This is a genomic window from Streptomyces sp. NPDC048639, from assembly GCF_043199075.1.
Taxonomy (GTDB): Bacteria; Actinomycetota; Actinomycetes; order Streptomycetales; family Streptomycetaceae; genus Streptomyces.
On the sequence record NZ_JBICVP010000002.1, the window covers coordinates 238,413 to 253,980 of the forward strand.

Genomic DNA, 15,568 nt, shown 5'->3' on the forward strand with positions numbered 1-15,568 from the left:
CGAGCACCGCGGAAGGCCCCCTCCGGGGCCGCTGAAACACCCTCACCCGGTCCGGTCACCGCCGCGCCGGGTCGTGCCACCGCCCCACACTGCCGCGGCCGGTCCCCGGACCTTCAAGGGACCGGCCGCGGCGGTACGGCATCAGGGCGGCGGCCAGCAGCAGGACGAACACCACGGCGACCAGCGGGACACCGGCGTCGTCCAGGCCGCCCGCGATCCACCGCTGGGCCGCGGTCGCACCGTCGACGACCGGGTCGGACACCGCCTCGCCGCGCAGCACCCGGATCTCGTACCAGCCGTAGTGGGCCACATAGCCGCCGACCACCAACAGCAGGGCGCCGCCCAGGCGTCCGGCCATCGCACGCAGCCTGCGGATGCCGCCGACCGCGGCCGTACGGGTCAGGGCGACCGCCACGGCGGCGGCGCCGGTGATCACGCCCATGCCGAGCGCGTAGCAGAGGAAGAGCAGGATGCCGCCCCCGGCCGATCCGCTGCGGAACGCGGAGAGCACGATCGCCAGGAACGGCGCGATGGTGCAGCCGATCGAGGCGACGGCGTACGCGGCGCCGAACAGCGCCATGGACGGCACGGACCGGGTGACAGCGGGGGCACGGCGGATGCGCGGTAGGAGGGAGGGCAGGGCGCGCCCTGTGAGGAGCCAGGCGCCGGCCGCGGCGAGCAGCGTCCCGAACACCACCGTGAACCAGGGCAGTTGCTGCTGCACCTGCGCCGCGCCCGGCGCGATGACGAAGCCGAAGACCGCGAAGACGACGGCGAATCCCAGGGTCATGGCCGCGGTGGCGGTCAGCGCGCGCCCGACGGCCGCGGCGCGCGTGGTCGTGCCGTCTCCCAGGACGAGCAGAGACAGATAGGCGGGGAGCAGGGCGAACCCGCAGGGGTTCACTGCGGCGAGCATGCCCGCGGTGAGCGCCAGGGCGAGGGGCAGTTCCGTCATCGGTCGCGACCGGCGCCGTCAGCCGGCGAGCTTCGCGACAAGGTCGTCCAACTCCCCGGGTCCCGCGGGGACTCCGCTGTGGACGACCTTGCCCTTCCCGTCCAGCAGGACGAAGGAACTCTGCTGGGTGATGCCGAACTTCTTCCAGACGGCGCCCTGTTCGTCGGCGACGTGCGGGAAGCCGCCGACCTTCCGCGAGGAGACGAAGGACTTCATGGACCCGGTCGTGTCGAGCCCGGCGACGCCGATGACATGGACCTTGCCCTTGTAGGTCCGGGCCAGTTCGGCGGCCTGCGGTGCCTGACCGCGGCAGCTGCCGCACCACGGTGCCCAGAACCACAGCGCCACCGGCTTCCCGGCCAGCGCCGCGCCGTCGAAGGACTTCCCGTCGAGGGTGGTGCCCCGGAACCGCAGGGTGGCCGGAACTCCCTTGATGCCGGAGGCCGGGGCACCGTCGTCCGACGCCCGCGCCCCGTCGTCGCCGGCCCGCGCCTCGTCGTCGTCGGCGGGCTCGGCCTTGCCGGAAGAGGCCGCGTCGCCCCCGCTGTCCGTACCGCAGGCGCTCGTGGTGAACGCGGTTGCGGCGAGCAGGACGGTGGCGAGGACGCGGGTGGGACGGCGCATGCGCATGACGGGCTCCATTGACGTGTGGCGCTCCTGAGCTCCCCCAGCTACCTGAGCTCCCCCAGCTATACGGCCCGCGCCGGGGAATCGTTCGGCGCCCGGGCGATCGCGTCGCGCGAAACCGCGGTGCGGTAGTACGGCACCTCCGGCTGAACGAGCCGTGGCCGTGCTCCGTATCACTGGGCACACGTCCGCGGACCGACGGTCGGACCCCTGCCCGCCGCGCCGCTGCCGACCCCCCTGGAGGACCGCCGCATGAGCGAACCGCACGCCCTTCAACTGCAAGCTCTCCCGGACGGCAAGGCCGAACTCCGTCTGGTGCTCCGCCTCCGCTGGGAGGACATCGCCCTCCTGGGCCACGAAGCCGGCCGTCTCGCCGCCCAGACGGGGCGCCCGATCAGTCTCGACGAGGCCGCGAGCCACAGGCTGAGCACTCGCCCCGCCCCCGCCGCGGCCACCCCGGCGGCCTCCCCGGCCGCCACCTCGGCCGCCACCTCGGCAGCCTCCCCGGCCGCCGCCTCGGCGGGCGGGAAGGAGGCCGCGAAGCAGACCCCCGAGACGGCGTCGGTCATGCACGCGGTCCGCTCCCAGGAAGCGCCGCGGCACGCACTGCAGCAGCCCGGAGAGCAGCCCCGTACGGCGTAGCCCCGCCCCGCCACGGGCCGGCCGGGGCGGCGGGCGGCCGGGGCGGAGGTGACCGCCAGGGCATGGCGGTGACCGTCAGCGGAGGTGACCGCCAGCGGAGTTGACGGCCAGGGCGGTGCTGCCGGGTCTCCGCGCGCGACGGACCAGGACGGCCGTCATGCGCGCATCGGTCACCCCGGTCGGACGGGCAACTACGCTGGCGGGCCCGGAGAGCCTGGTGCTGGTCGAGGCCGAGCGGCTCTGAACGCGCGGGCGGGCACACGCACTGCTCGCGAACGGTTCGCGGGCGGCTCGCGGGCGGGCACGCGCACTGCTCGCGGGCGGCCGGCGAAGGGCTCGCGGGCGGTCACACACAGCTCACCGGACGGCGGAAGGCGGCCGCCCTCCCGTGTGATCGTCGTGGTGAACCCGGCCGGAGCGGGTACAGCAGGGGCGGACACCGCATCGGCCCGTACCCGACCCGCAGGAGCCGCCGTGAAGTTCGGGATCTCCACCTTCATCACCGACCAGGGAATCCGTCCGGCCCCGCTCGGCCTGGCCGTGGAGGACCGCGGATTCGACTCGCTGTTCATCGCCGAGCACACCCACATCCCCGTCGAACGCCGCTCGCCCTACCCCGGTGGAGGGGAGCTTCCGGAGCGCTACTACCGCACCCTCGACCCCTTCGTCGCCCTGAGCGCGATGGCGACGGTCACCGAGCGGCTGCTCCTGGGGACCGGCGTCGCCCTGCTGGTGGAGCGGGACCCGATCGTCACGGCGAAAGAGGTGGCCTCTCTGGACCTCATCTCGGAGGGGCGCGCCGTGTTCGGCGTCGGCGTGGGCTGGAACCGCGAGGAGATGGAGAACCACGGCACCGATCCGGCCACCCGGGGCCGGCTGGTCGACGAGCGGCTCGGCGCGATGCGGGAGCTGTGGACCAAGGACCGGGCGGAGTTCCACGGGGACTTCGTGGACTTCGACCCCGTGTACTCCTGGCCCAAGCCGGTCCGGCGGCCGCACCCGCCGGTCTACGTGGGCGGCGGCACGGCCGCCTTCCCGCGGGTTGCGGAGTTCGGGGACGCCTGGCTCGCCAACAACGTGCCACCGGACCGACTCGGCCCGCAGATCGACCAGTTGCGCACGACGACGGGCCGGGACGTACCGGTGACGGTGTACGGGGTGCCGGGCGACCCCGAGGTGATCGAGGGGTACACGCGGCTCGATGTCGAGCGGGTGCTGCTCTTCCTGCCGACGCTGCCGGAGCGCCCATCGCTGGACGAACTCGACCGGCTGGCGGAGGTCGCGGCACGCTTCCGCTGACCGTCGTGACCGCATGCGGACGGCACGGGCCCGTTCACGGTCGACGGCCCTCCGCACTCGGTGCGGGCCCAGGGGTCCCCTTCCCGCGGCGGCGAACCCCGCAGCCGTACACCCCTGGTGACGGTGTGACCCTCGGCGCGTGCGTTCACGCAGTGTCGACGCTGACCGAGGGTGTGCGGAGCGGTGCTGACCGTCGACCGAGTGCGTGGTGTGGTGTTGACCTCCGCCGGGTGGCGGATGCGACGATCAAGCGCCGGGCGTCCCCGCCCGCTGCGCTCCGAGCGCGTCCCGCAACTCCCTGATCCAGGAGGTTCGTTGGCGACCACAGACGACACCCGCGGCGCACTGTCCCGGCGCCGGTTTCTCCAGGCCGCCGCGGTGACCACCGCCGCCGCGGGTACCGCGGCCGGCCCCGGTACCGCCCTTGCCGATCCCGCCGCGGCCGCGGCAGCGGCCCCGTCCGCCCCCGTCTCCCTCACGCTCACCGCCGCCACCAACGGCTCCGGCACCCTCAGCCCCGCCGGGGACCGTCTCATCGCCGAGGTGCAGAACGTCCTGTGGTCGATTCCGGGGAACGGCGGGAGGGCAGTGGCTCTCACGCCCCCGGACCTCGAGCCCACGCGGCCCGTCCACTCCCCCGATGGCGAACTCCTCGCCGTCTGCGCGTACCGCGGCGGCGGCTTCCACATCTGGACGCTGCGGCCGGACGGCTCGGGGCTGCGGCAGCGCACCGACGGGCCGTGGGACGACCGCGGCCCCGCCTGGTCGCCCGACGGCACACGGATCGCCTTCTCCTCGGAGCGCGGCGGGGACCCGGTGGCCGGGAGCCCGTACCGCATCTGGGTTCTGGACCTGAGGACCGGCGGTCTGACCCGCATCACCGGCGAGCCCGGACAGGACGGCCCGTCACAGGACGGCCCCTGGGAGGACTTCGACCCCACGTGGTCGCCGGACGGCGCACGCGTGCTGTTCGTCCGCGCCCGCGCGACCGGGACCGCGCTCGAGGCCCGGACCGTGGCGTCCGTACGGGCCGATGGCTCGGGTGCGGTGACGGTGGAGCACAGCGAGACCGGTTCCGCGCAGATCATGACGCCCGCGGTCTCGGCCGACGGGCGCCTGGCGTATCTGCGGACCACACCCGCACCCGAGGCATCCTGCACGCTCGTCGTGGACGGCCGACCGGTCCCCGTCGAGGGCGACGTCGCTCCGGTGCCGCCGCGCTGGACCTCGCGCGGCGAGCTGCTGCTGACGGTCGGCGGGCACTACCGGGTGGTGCGTCCGGAAGCGCCGGACGACGGCCGGGAGATCCCGTTCACCGCCACGATGCAGCTCGACCGCCCCAAGTACCCGGTCAAGCGGTACGACTTCGACGGCAGCGGGGTGCGTCCCGTACGCGGCGTGCACCTCCCCGCCCTGTCCCCCGACGGAAAGCAGGTGGCTTTCGCCGCCCTCAACTCCCTCTGGGTTGCGGCCGTTCCGGGTGACGGCGGCGGCAGCGGCCGCGCGCCCCGCCGGATCGTCCGGGCCGGCACGGCCCACTACGTCCTCGGCCCCGTATGGACCGCCGACGGAGGCGCGCTGGTCTACGCCGACGACCGCGACGGCCTCTACGCGGTCCGCCGCCACGACCTCACCTCCGGCGAGGAGACCGTGCTCGCCACAGGCGGCCGCGTGCAGCCCGCGCTCTCCCCGGACGGAACCCGCCTCGCCTCGCTGGACATGTCCGGGAACCTCGTCCTGCGCGACCTCGGCGCCGGCACGGACCGCGTGCTCGCCCAGCCCCTCGGCGCCGGCGGGCTGCCCGGGAGACCGAGTTGGTCACCGGACGGCCGGTTCATCGCGTTCTGCGACCGCAACCGGATCGACCAGCGTTTCCGCGAGGGCTACAACCTCATCCGGGTCGTCGACACCCGCGACGGCACCGCCCGGCTGCATGCCATCGCCCCGCACCAGTCGCTCTCCGACCGCTACGACTCCGGGCCGGTGTGGTCCCCGGACGGCCGCCATATGGCGCTGATCTCCGAGTCCGCGCTGTGGCTGCTCCCCGTACGCCCGGACGGAACCCCCGACGGCGATCCCCGGCGGCTCACCGACGAATCGGCCGACCACCCCTCGTGGTCGGGCGACTCCCGCTCCCTGCTCCATCTGTCGGCGGGCCGGCTGCGGCTCCTCGACGTGGCAACGGGCCGTGCCCGTACGGTCCGGATCCCTCTCGACTACCGGCGACCGGCACCGGAGGACACGGTCGTGCACGCCGGGAAGTTCTGGGACGGGACGGGCGAGGCCACACGCGAGGACGTCGATCTGCTGGTGCGGGACGGGCGGATCGCCGCCGTCGAACCGCACCGGGCGAGGCGCCGGGCCACCCGCCGTGTCGACGCCTCCGGGCGCACCGTCGTCCCGGGGCTGTGGGACGCGCACACGCATCCCTGGCAGTACACCTACGGCGGGCGCCAGACGGTGACCCAGCTCGCCTACGGCATCACCACGGCCGTATCACTGGGCGGCTTCGCCTACGAACAGGCGCGGCTGCGCGAGGCGATCGCCGCCGGAGCCCTGGCCGGGCCCCGGCTGCTGGCCGGCGGCGAACTCCTGGACGGCGCGCGTGTCGCCTACAGCATGGGCAGGGCGCACCGCACGCGGGAAGGGCTCCGCCGCTCTCTGGAACGGGCTGCGGCACTCGACTGGGATTTCGTCAAGACGTATGTACGGGCGCCGGGTTGGGTGATGGAGGAGTCGGCCCGGTTCGCCCACGCACGGCTCGGTGTGCGTGCAGGCAGTCATCTGTGCACCCCCGGAGTGCAGATGGGGCAGGATCTGACGACACATCTGCAGGCAACGCAGCGGCTGGAGTTCGGGCACGCGACCACGGCGACCGGGCGGGCCTACGAGGACGGCGTCGACATCTACACCGCCGCGGGCCTCTCGCTCGTCGCGACCCCGTTCACGGCCATGCCGTTGCTCGGGACCGATCCGTCGCTCGCACAGGACCCGCGGGTCACCGCTCTGATGCCGCCCTGGGACGCCGCGCTCGTACAGCAGTTGGCGGGGAAGCCGCCGACGGCCGCGGAACTGGCCACACTGCGTGCGGAGATGGGCGTGTACCGGAGGGTGCTCGACGGCGGCGGGATCGTAGCGCTCGGGACGGACACACCGCTCGTGCCGGTGGGCCTGGCGCTGCATCTGGGGCTCCGGGCGCTGCACCGCCATGGGCTTTCGGCGGCCCAGGCGCTGCGCACCGCGACCCTGCTGCCGGCGCGGGCCTTCGGCGCGGATCGCGACCTCGGCACGCTGGAGACCGGCAAGCTCGCCGACCTCACGGTGGTGGACGGCGATCCCTTCACGGACTTCGACACGATGGTCCGGACGGTGTCGGTGCTGCGCGGCGGTGTTCCGTACGAACAGGCCGATCTGGTACGGGACTTCGCCGGGGCGGACGTCCGCGCGGGCGCGGGCGCGGGCGGGAACCGGCACGGCGACGGGGAGGACTGGCTGGAGGTCGGCCGGCGGCTGCGCCGGGAGACCTGCTGCGACACGGGGATGTGACGGGCGGGGAGCGGGGCCCGCCGTAGGGCCCCGCACTCGCACCCGCCGAGGGCGACACCCTGGTCCGAGGGGCCGCACCCTGGTACGCCGTGCGAGAGACCCGTACGGCGTCAGTCCGTACGACGTCAGGGAGTTGTGGTCGCCGCCCGCTCGTCGTGCGTGCCGCCGACGGGCGCGGGCGCGGTCGTTTCGGACGCCCCCTCGTCCGTGTCCGCGGCCTCCAGCGCGCGCTCCGCCTGGCCGAGGAGCCCGTGCGCGGTGGAGAGGATGACAATGCCGAGGACCAGGGCGGCCGCCCCGATGTAGAAGGGCACATGCACATCGGTCACCTCGACCAGCTTCCCGGCGGCGAAGGGGGCGAGCCCTCCGCCGATGAAGCGGACGAAGCCGTAGGCGGCGGATGCGACGGGGCGCTCGACGGGCGAAACGGTCATCACCGCCTGGGTGGTGACGGTGTTGTTCACGCCGATGAAGACACCGGCCACGATGACGGCGGTGACCAGGACGGCAGTGTGTGTGGTCCAGATCGCGATGACGAGAACGACCACCGCGAAGAGCGCGAGGTTGGCGTACAGGGTTCTGGCCAGCCCGAGACGGCGCTGCAGCCACGGGGCGCCGAACACGGAGAAGACGGCGACGAGCAGGCCCCAGCCGGTGAAGACGAGACCGAGCTGGACCGCGCCGAGGTCCATGGGGAACGGGGCGTAGCCGAGGACGGTGAAGAAGGCCCAGTTGTAGCAGAGCGCGGTCAGCGAAAGGGTCAGCAGTCCGCGATGGCGCAGGGCGCGCAAGGGGTCGCTGAGACGGGTCCTGCGCGGGGGCAGCGGGAGGGGGTCGACGAGGACGGCGGTGGCGATGAGCGCGATGGCCATCAGGGCCGAGACGCCGTAGAAGGGCCCGCGCCAGCTGATGTTGCCGAGGAGGCCGCCGAGCAGCGGTCCGACGGCGATACCGAGGCCGAGGGCGGCCTCGTACAGGATGATCGCGCCTGAGAAACCGCCGCTGGCGAAGGCCACGATCACGGCCAGGGAGGTGGCGATGAACAGCGCGTTCCCCACGCCCCAGCCCGCGCGGAAGCCGACGATTCCGCCGATGCCGTCCGCAGTACCGGCCAGCGCGCTGAACACCACGATCGTGGTGAGCCCGGCGAGCAGAGTGCGCTTGGCGCCGATACGGCCGGAGACCCAGCCGGTGATCAGCATCGCCACCGCAGTGACCACCAGATAGCTGGTGAACAGCAGCGTCACCTGGCTCGGGGTGGCGTGCAGATCGTGGGATATCGCAGGCAGGATCGGGTCGACGAGGCCGATGCCCATGAAGGAGACGACACAGGCGAAGGCGACGGCGAAGACGGCCTTCGGCTGCTGGAACGGGCTCGCGGCGGTGCCGGTCGAGGGGCCGGTCATACAGGGTGCTCCGTTTCGATCGCTTTCTGCGCGGCGGGCGGTGGGGGGTTGCCGGGTTGCCCTGTGCTCCGGCGGTGCCGGCCCCGGGCCATCCCGAGGAGTGAAGGCCGGGCATTTCCGCAGGAGTTGTCAGAGCGCGGGTCGAGCGGCGCCCGTACGGTCCTCCGGCTCGAGCCGCGTCAGGGCGTCGATGGCGGGCAGAGCCGCGGTGAGGGCCGCACGCTCGTCCGGGCCCAGCCGGTCCAGCAGGTCGCCGAGGCGGTCGGCCCGGGCCGCCCTGCGTCGGGCCAGCGCTTCGCGCCCGGCATCGGTGATGTGCACGCGCACCACCCGGCCGTCCTCCGGATCCGAGGCCCGCGTCACCAGTCCCGACTCCTGCAGACGGGAGACGAGCTGGGTCATCGCGGGCTGGGTGACGCCCTCCCGGGCAGCGAGTGCGGTGAGCCGGCCGGGCCCTGTCCGCTCCAGGGCGCTCAGCGTCGATACGGCGGTGAGCGAGAGCTCGCTGGGAGTGCCGAGCCGGCGGAACAGACGGAAGAGGCGTTCCAGCGCTGCTGCCACGTCCTCGGCCGCGAGGTCACCGTCGATGGCCGACCGAATTTCCATAACCCACTTATATCACTGGGTTATACACCTAGCCAGGCCCAGGCCGTCCACTCCCAAATCCCGAGCACACCCTCCCGGGCCCACCCCCCTGCCCCGCCCGCTCACCCTCCAGCCCGCTCGCCCCCGGAGAGCCGCGAGCGCCCCAACTCCCCCTCCGTACACCGGGACGAAATGCGGAGGGCGGCGCTCCACGCCATGTGACTTTGCTCACCGTCGACGCCGCTCGAATCCCAGGAACCCCACCCGCCTCCCCCGTTCCGCACTCACGGCACCGGGCCACGACGGCCTCCGTGCGCGGGGGCTGGATCAGCCCGAAGCCGGGCATAGGGAATGAGGCCGAGGCGGCCGGCGAATGAGGGGAGGACGAGGGGATCGGCTGCCGACGACGTGAAGAGCGGGTCGTCCATGCATGCGCGGCGCAAGACAGGGCATCCGCCCCGCCGGCAGTGCTCGAGCAGGACGAGACGCTCACTGTTCCCGCAGGTGACGGAGGTGTCGCAGTCCGTGATCCGCCACAGCGTCAGATGAGCGGCCAGGAACGGCCATCCGTAGCTTCCTCACGGAGAGCATTGTTCAGGCCAAAGATTGACCGTGAGAGCGGCGGATGGAACCTGTGACGTTCCCGTGCGTCTCCACTAATGAACGGACGACGGGAGTTCGCTGTGAGAATCGATCCGGCAGAAACCCGGAATCAATGCCCGCAGTGCGGCGGTCAGATGCAACAGAGCCCGAACGGCGGCTGGCTCTGCGGGAATTGCGGGGCACAGCGTTGAGCAACGAGACGTACTCGACCACCACCTGCCCAGCCTGCGGAGCGCAGATCGACGGGGTGCAGAACCGCTACGTCTGCGGCCTCTGCGGCTGGGTCAGCCCACCCGACGGCCGGACGCCGGAAGCCTCCGCCGAGGAGTGACGCGCGGTCCCGGACGCCGCGGTCCCGTTCCCCGTTCAGACCCCCGCACCCGCACCCCACACCCCGTCGCCTGCCCAGCCCCGTTCAGCCCCCGCACCCCGCCACCCCGCACACGCGTCCGTATTCCGTCCTTGCACGCCGACCGGGTCACCCTGGGCTTCCGGGCGTTCGCCGTACGTACCGGGCCCGGCGGTCGCTGGCAGGCCCGGGCCGGTCGTGGGACGCTGACATGCGAAGGGAGTGTCCGCCGAGCAGGCCTCGGGAGGACAGATGGGACGGGACGTCCCCGCGCGGGTCTTCACCCGCGAAGACCGCCGCGAGTACCGGCAGAAGATGCACCGGTGCCTGGACGCATTCGCACAGATGCTGCGCGAGGAGCGCTTCGAGACCGAGCGCCCGCAGGTCGGACTGGAGATCGAGCTCAACCTCGTCGACGATGCGGCCGAGCCCCTGATGCAGGGCTCCGAAGTCCTGCATGCCATCGCGGACCCGGCCTGGTCCAGTGAACTGGGGCGGTTCAATCTCGAGATCAACATCCCGCCGCGGCAACTGACCGCAGGCGGCCCCGGCGCCTGGGAGCAGGAGGTGCGCGACGCCCTCAACCACGCCGAGGACAGGGCAGCGACGCTCGGCGCCCATCTGATCATGGTCGGCATCCTGCCCACACTCCAGCAGAACGACGTCACCGAGGACGCGCTCGTCGACAACCCGCGCTACCGCCTCCTCAACGAGCAGATCTTCCAGGCCCGCGGCGAGGACCTGCGCATCGCCATCGACGGCGTCGACCGGCTGCGCACCTACGCCGACACGATCACGCCCGAGGCCGCCTGCACGAGCACGCAGTTCCATCTGCAGGTCAGCCCGGACGAGTTCGCGGACTACTGGAACGCCGCGCAGGCCATCGCCGGTGTCCAGGTGGCGCTGTCCGCCAACTCCCCCTTCCTCTTCGGCAAGGAGCTGTGGCGCGAGACCCGTATCCCCCTGTTCGAGCAGGCAACGGACACGCGCGCGGTGGAGCTGAAGGCGCAGGGCGTACGGCCCCGGGTCTGGTTCGGGGAACGCTGGATCACCTCCGTCTTCGACCTGTTCGAAGAGAACGTGCGCTACTTCCCCGCGCTGCTCCCCCTGTGCGAGCCAGGGGACCCGCTGGAGTCGCTCAAGCGCGGCGAGATCCCGGAGCTGCCCGAACTCACCCTGCACAACGGCACGATCTACCGCTGGAACCGCCCCGTCTACGCCGTCGTCGACGGCACGCCCCATCTCCGTATCGAGAACCGGGTGCTGCCCGCGGGCCCCACCATGGCCGACACGACGGCCAACGGCGCGCTCTACTACGGGCTGCTGCGCGCCCTGGTGGAGCAGGAGCGGCCGGTGTGGTCGCGCATGTCCTTCGCGGCGGCCGAGGACAATCTGCACGCCGCCGCACTGCACGGCATGGACGCCCGCCTCTACTGGCCCGGGACGGGCGAGGTGCCCGCTTCGGAGCTGGTGCTGCGGCGGCTGCTGCCCCTCGCGCACAAGGGGCTGGAGCTCTCCGGCATCGACGCGGAGTGGCGCGAGCCGATGCTCGGCATCATCGAGCAGCGGTGCGTCACCCAGCGCAACGGCGCCCTGTGGCAGGCCGAGACCTACCACCGGATCGAGAGCACCGACCATGTCGGCCACCACGAGGCGCTGCGCCGCATGACCAGGCAGTACATCGACTACATGCACCTCAACGCCCCCGCACACACATGGCCCGTCGACTGAAGGTCCCCGGCAGCACCGCGAAAGGTGGGCGCCCATCGAGCGAAGTGACCGAAGAAGCCCCACGACGACGTGTCGCCCACGCGGACGGGGAAACCCGCCCCGCAGCCGCACCCCACGACGACAGCGTGGCCCGGTCCTTCCGGGCCATCGGGACGGATGCCTATGACCAGCGGGTACACGGGTCCCGAGGAATACGGCCGGGACCCGCTCGGAGACTTCCTTTCCCACCTGCTCGGCACCGGGCCGAAGAACCGCCGGCCCGACTCGGGCTATCACGACTTCGGACGCCTGATGAGCGAACCCGCGCGGCAGCTCGTGTCGGCCGCCGCCTCGTACGCCGCAGAACACGGCAGCACCGACCTCGACACCCAGCACCTCCTGCGGGCCGCGCTCAGCGCGGGGCCGACGCGGGCCATGGTCTCCCGCGCGGGAGCCGATCCCGACGCCATCGCGGCCGAGATCGACCGTCAGGCGGGCGAGGGCCCGCCGCGCAGATCCATCGCGGTCACCCCAGCGGTCAAGCGCGCCCTGCTCGACGCCCACGACATCGCCCGGTCCACCGGCGCCTCGTACATCGGGCCCGAGCACGTCCTGGTCGCGCTGGCCGCCAACCGTGACTCCACCGCGGGGCAGATCCTCAACGCCGCCCACTTCGATCCGCGCGCAGGCGCCCCCGGCCGGCCACCGGGCGGCCTGGCGGCGCCGTCCGGCGCCCCCGAGCAACGTACGGGCGCGGCCGACCACGGCACGCCGACGCTCGACAAGTTCGGGCGCGATCTCACCGCCCTGGCACGCGAGGGGCGCATCGACCCGGTGATCGGGCGCGAGGAGGAGATCGAGCAGACCGTCGAGGTGCTGGCCCGCCGGGGCAAGAACAACCCGGTGCTCATCGGCGAGGCCGGCGTCGGCAAGACCGCCATCGTCGAAGGGCTCTCCCAGCGCCTCGTCGACGGCGAGGTCCCCGGCATCCTGCTGGGCCGGCGGGTGGTACGGCTCGACCTGTCCGGCATCGTCGCGGGCACCCGCTACCGCGGGGACTTCGAGGAGCGCCTGACCGCCGTGATCAACGAAATCCGTGCCCACTCCGACGAGTTGATCATCTTCATCGACGAGCTGCACACGGTCGTGGGCGCCGGCGGAGGCGGTGCCGAGGGCGGGCCGATGGACGCGAGCAACATGCTCAAGCCCGCGCTGGCCCGCGGAGAGCTGCACGTCATCGGTGCGAGCACGCTGGAGGAGTACCGGCGCTACATCGAGAAGGACGCCGCGCTCGCCCGCCGGTTCCAGCCCGTGCTCGTACCAGAACCCGGCCCGGAGGAGGCCGTCGAGATCCTGCGCGGCCTGCGCGACCGGTACGAGGCACACCACCAGGTCCGCTACACCGACGAAGCCCTGCTCGCCGCCGTCGAGTTGTCCGACCGCTACCTCACCGAGCGCTTCCTCCCCGACAAGGCGATCGACCTGATGGACCAGTCGGGAGCGCGGGTCCGGCTGCGCTCCTCCACCCGGGGCACGGACCTCCGGGCGCTGGAGCACCAAGTGGAGCAGCTGCGCCGGGACAAGGCACAGGCGGTGGCCGCCGAGGACTTCGAGACCGCCGTACAAGTACGGGACCGCAGCGCCGAGTTGGAGAAGCGGATCGAGGAGGGCAAGCGCAAGGAACAGCCCACCGGGGACCGCATTCCCGAGGTCACCGTCGAGGACATCGCCGACATCGTCTCGCGGCAGACCGGCATCCCCGTCAGCAGCCTCACCCAGGAGGAGAAGCAGCGGCTGCTGGGCCTGGAGGAGCATCTGCACCAGCGGGTCATCGGCCAGGACGAGGCCGTCACCGCTGTCGCGGACGCGGTGCTGCGCTCCCGTGCCGGGCTGTCCAGCCCCGACCGGCCCGTGGGCAGCTTCCTCTTCCTCGGGCCCACGGGCGTCGGCAAGACCGAACTCGCCCGCGCGCTGGCGGAAGCACTCTTCGGGAGCGAGGACCGCATGGTCCGGCTGGACATGAGCGAGTACCAGGAACGGCACACGGTCAGCCGGCTGGTCGGGGCTCCGCCGGGGTACGTCGGACACGACGACGCCGGGCAGTTCACGGAGGCGGTGCGCAGACACCCGTACTCGCTGCTGCTCCTCGACGAGATCGAGAAGGCCCACCCGGACGTCTTCAACATCCTGCTCCAGGTGCTGGACGACGGTCGGCTCACCGACTCCCAGGGGCGGACCGTCAACTTCACCAACACGGTCATCGTGATGACCAGCAACCTCGGCTCGGAGGCCATATCCGGGCGGGGCGCGACACTGGGCTTCGGCCCGGGCGACGGCGACGCGGAGGCGGACGAAGAGGCCCGGCGTGAACGGGTTCTGCGCCCGCTGCGCGAGCACTTCCGGCCGGAATTCCTCAACCGCATCGACGAGATCGTGATCTTCCGTCAGCTCACCGACGAGCAGCTCCGGCGCATCACCAACATGCTGCTCGACGAGACGCGGCGGCGGCTGCGCGCCCAGGACGTGACCATCGACTTCACCCCCGAGGCGGTCGACTGGCTGGCGCACCGCGGCTACCAGCCGGAGTACGGCGCCCGGCCGCTCCGCCGCACGATCCAGCGCGAGGTGGACAACCACCTCTCCCGGCTGCTGCTCAGCGGCAGACTCCAGTCGCACAGCCATGTGGTGGTGGACGTGGCGGACGGGAAGCTGACCATCCACATGGAGCGCGCGGAGGAGTTGGAGGCCCCTGCGGAAGCGGGCTGAGGCGCAGGCGGGCCCGCCGGGTTGGCAGCGACGGGGCTCCCGTAAGCCCGGTCCGGGGCACGGCAGGATGTGCGGTGGACCACGGCCTGAGGTGCGATCCGGGGCACGGCCGGAGGTGCGATCCGGGGCCAGCGGGAGGCCGGATGCCACCGACTGCCTACCAACTGCCATACAGGACTCGGGCGTTGGCCCGTCGGCCGCTAACCCTCGGTCCGGCCTGACGTACCGCCGTCAACCAATGCCCCGGCGCTGCGGATCCTCCAGTGCGCGGCGGCGAACGCGGCCAGTTCCTCGTCGGTGCCCGCCGCGACCAGACCGGTCCCCGGGGGCAGGGCGGCCCAGTAGGGGAAGGGGGCTTCGGTCCCTGCATGATCCGACAGCACCCATGTGGCCCGGGCACACTCGGCCATCAGCTCTTTCAGCGCGGCCTGTTCGGGGTCCGGGCAGTTGATGCCGCGTGCCGGGTCGAGGCCGTCGGCGCCGAGGAAGGCGAGGTCCGGGCTGATCCTGCGCAGCGCCTGCTCCGTCCTCGTACCCTCCAGTGCCGCGTGGGGCCGCCGCAGTGTGCCGCCCAGGACGACGACGTCCACGGCGGCATCGGCCAGTTCGAAGAGCGTGGACAGGCCGTTGGTGACGACGGTGATGTCGCTGCGGTCGCGCAGTTCGCGCGCCAGCCGGTCGACGCCGGGCCCGGCGTCGAGCAGCACCACCGCTCCGCCGCGGACCAGGGCCGCAGCGGTTGCCGCGACCGCGTCGGGCCCGCCGGGCAGCTCTCCGCCCGTACCGCGCCGCGCCGCCCTGCGCGGGTCCACGGCACCACCGTACGTACGGGTGATGCTGCCGCGACCGGCGAGAACGGCCAGGTCCCGGCGGATCGTGGACAACGAGACGCCGAACTCGTCGGCCAGGGCGTGCACGCTCATGTCGTCAGCACTCAGCAGTTCCACGAGGCGCTGCCGTCTGTTCCTGGTGGAGGAGCGCTCCCGACCGGCCACCTGAGGGTCCCCTTCCGCTTCCGCCGGGCCACCCGGCATCGGAGGCGACTTCCTGCGTGATGCACGCAATTCCGACGTTAGCAGG

The 15,568-nt window shown here is 72.5% G+C and carries 11 protein-coding genes; 6 read left to right on the top strand and 5 right to left on the bottom strand.

What is annotated here, in order from left to right:
• Positions 1-55 precede the first annotated feature (55 nt).
• Positions 56-955: a cytochrome c biogenesis CcdA family protein gene (locus ACGFNH_RS05425; protein WP_393651706.1), complete on the bottom strand. Its 900-nt coding sequence runs from the start codon at positions 953-955 to the stop codon at positions 56-58.
• Between the two features lie 18 nt (positions 956-973).
• A complete protein-coding gene (locus tag ACGFNH_RS05430) occupies positions 974-1,585 on the bottom strand; it encodes a redoxin family protein (RefSeq protein ID WP_393651707.1) in 612 nt (203 codons plus the stop codon).
• Between the two features lie 249 nt (positions 1,586-1,834).
• Here ACGFNH_RS05430 and ACGFNH_RS05435 point away from each other — a divergent pair, with 249 nt between their 5' ends.
• The 3 genes from ACGFNH_RS05435 (at position 1,835) to ACGFNH_RS05445 (ending at position 7,069) form a co-directional block, all read left to right on the top strand.
• The gene (locus tag ACGFNH_RS05435; RefSeq protein ID WP_393651708.1) at positions 1,835-2,224 is read left to right on the top strand and encodes a hypothetical protein; all 390 of its coding nucleotides are present in this window, start codon (positions 1,835-1,837) and stop codon (positions 2,222-2,224) included.
• A 474-nt stretch (positions 2,225-2,698) separates the two neighbouring features.
• Complete coding sequence (locus ACGFNH_RS05440) at positions 2,699-3,523, top strand: LLM class F420-dependent oxidoreductase (RefSeq protein WP_393651709.1); 825 nt, start codon at positions 2,699-2,701, stop codon at positions 3,521-3,523.
• A gap of 315 nt (positions 3,524-3,838) precedes the next feature.
• Positions 3,839-7,069 carry an amidohydrolase family protein gene (locus tag ACGFNH_RS05445; RefSeq protein ID WP_393651710.1) on the top strand — a complete coding sequence of 1,077 codons (3,231 nt, stop codon included), beginning with the start codon at positions 3,839-3,841 and terminating at the stop codon, positions 7,067-7,069.
• Between the two features lie 125 nt (positions 7,070-7,194).
• Here the strand turns inward: ACGFNH_RS05445 and ACGFNH_RS05450 are convergent, their stop codons facing one another.
• Positions 7,195-8,475: an MFS transporter gene (locus ACGFNH_RS05450; RefSeq protein WP_393651711.1), complete on the bottom strand. Its 1,281-nt coding sequence runs from the start codon at positions 8,473-8,475 to the stop codon at positions 7,195-7,197.
• A 129-nt stretch (positions 8,476-8,604) separates the two neighbouring features.
• Positions 8,605-9,081, bottom strand: a complete 477-nt coding sequence (locus ACGFNH_RS05455; protein ID WP_393651712.1) for a MarR family winged helix-turn-helix transcriptional regulator — start codon at positions 9,079-9,081, stop codon at positions 8,605-8,607.
• A 769-nt stretch (positions 9,082-9,850) separates the two neighbouring features.
• Here ACGFNH_RS05455 and ACGFNH_RS05460 point away from each other — a divergent pair.
• The 3 genes from ACGFNH_RS05460 to ACGFNH_RS05470 all read left to right on the top strand — a co-directional run bounded on the left by ACGFNH_RS05460 (position 9,851) and on the right by ACGFNH_RS05470 (position 14,488).
• A complete protein-coding gene (locus ACGFNH_RS05460) occupies positions 9,851-9,994 on the top strand; it encodes a hypothetical protein (RefSeq protein WP_393651713.1) in 144 nt (47 codons plus the stop codon).
• Between the two features lie 270 nt (positions 9,995-10,264).
• A complete protein-coding gene (locus tag ACGFNH_RS05465) occupies positions 10,265-11,743 on the top strand; it encodes a glutamate-cysteine ligase family protein (protein WP_393651714.1) in 1,479 nt (492 codons plus the stop codon).
• 162 nt (positions 11,744-11,905) lie between these two features.
• Positions 11,906-14,488 carry an ATP-dependent Clp protease ATP-binding subunit gene (locus ACGFNH_RS05470; RefSeq protein WP_393651715.1) on the top strand — a complete coding sequence of 861 codons (2,583 nt, stop codon included), beginning with the start codon at positions 11,906-11,908 and terminating at the stop codon, positions 14,486-14,488.
• Positions 14,489-14,688: 200 nt separating this feature from the next.
• Here ACGFNH_RS05470 and ACGFNH_RS05475 read toward each other — a convergent pair whose 3' ends face one another.
• On the bottom strand, positions 14,689-15,483 hold the full coding sequence (locus tag ACGFNH_RS05475) for a DeoR/GlpR family DNA-binding transcription regulator (protein ID WP_393651716.1): 795 nt from the start codon (positions 15,481-15,483) through the stop codon (positions 14,689-14,691).
• Positions 15,484-15,568 lie beyond the last annotated feature (85 nt).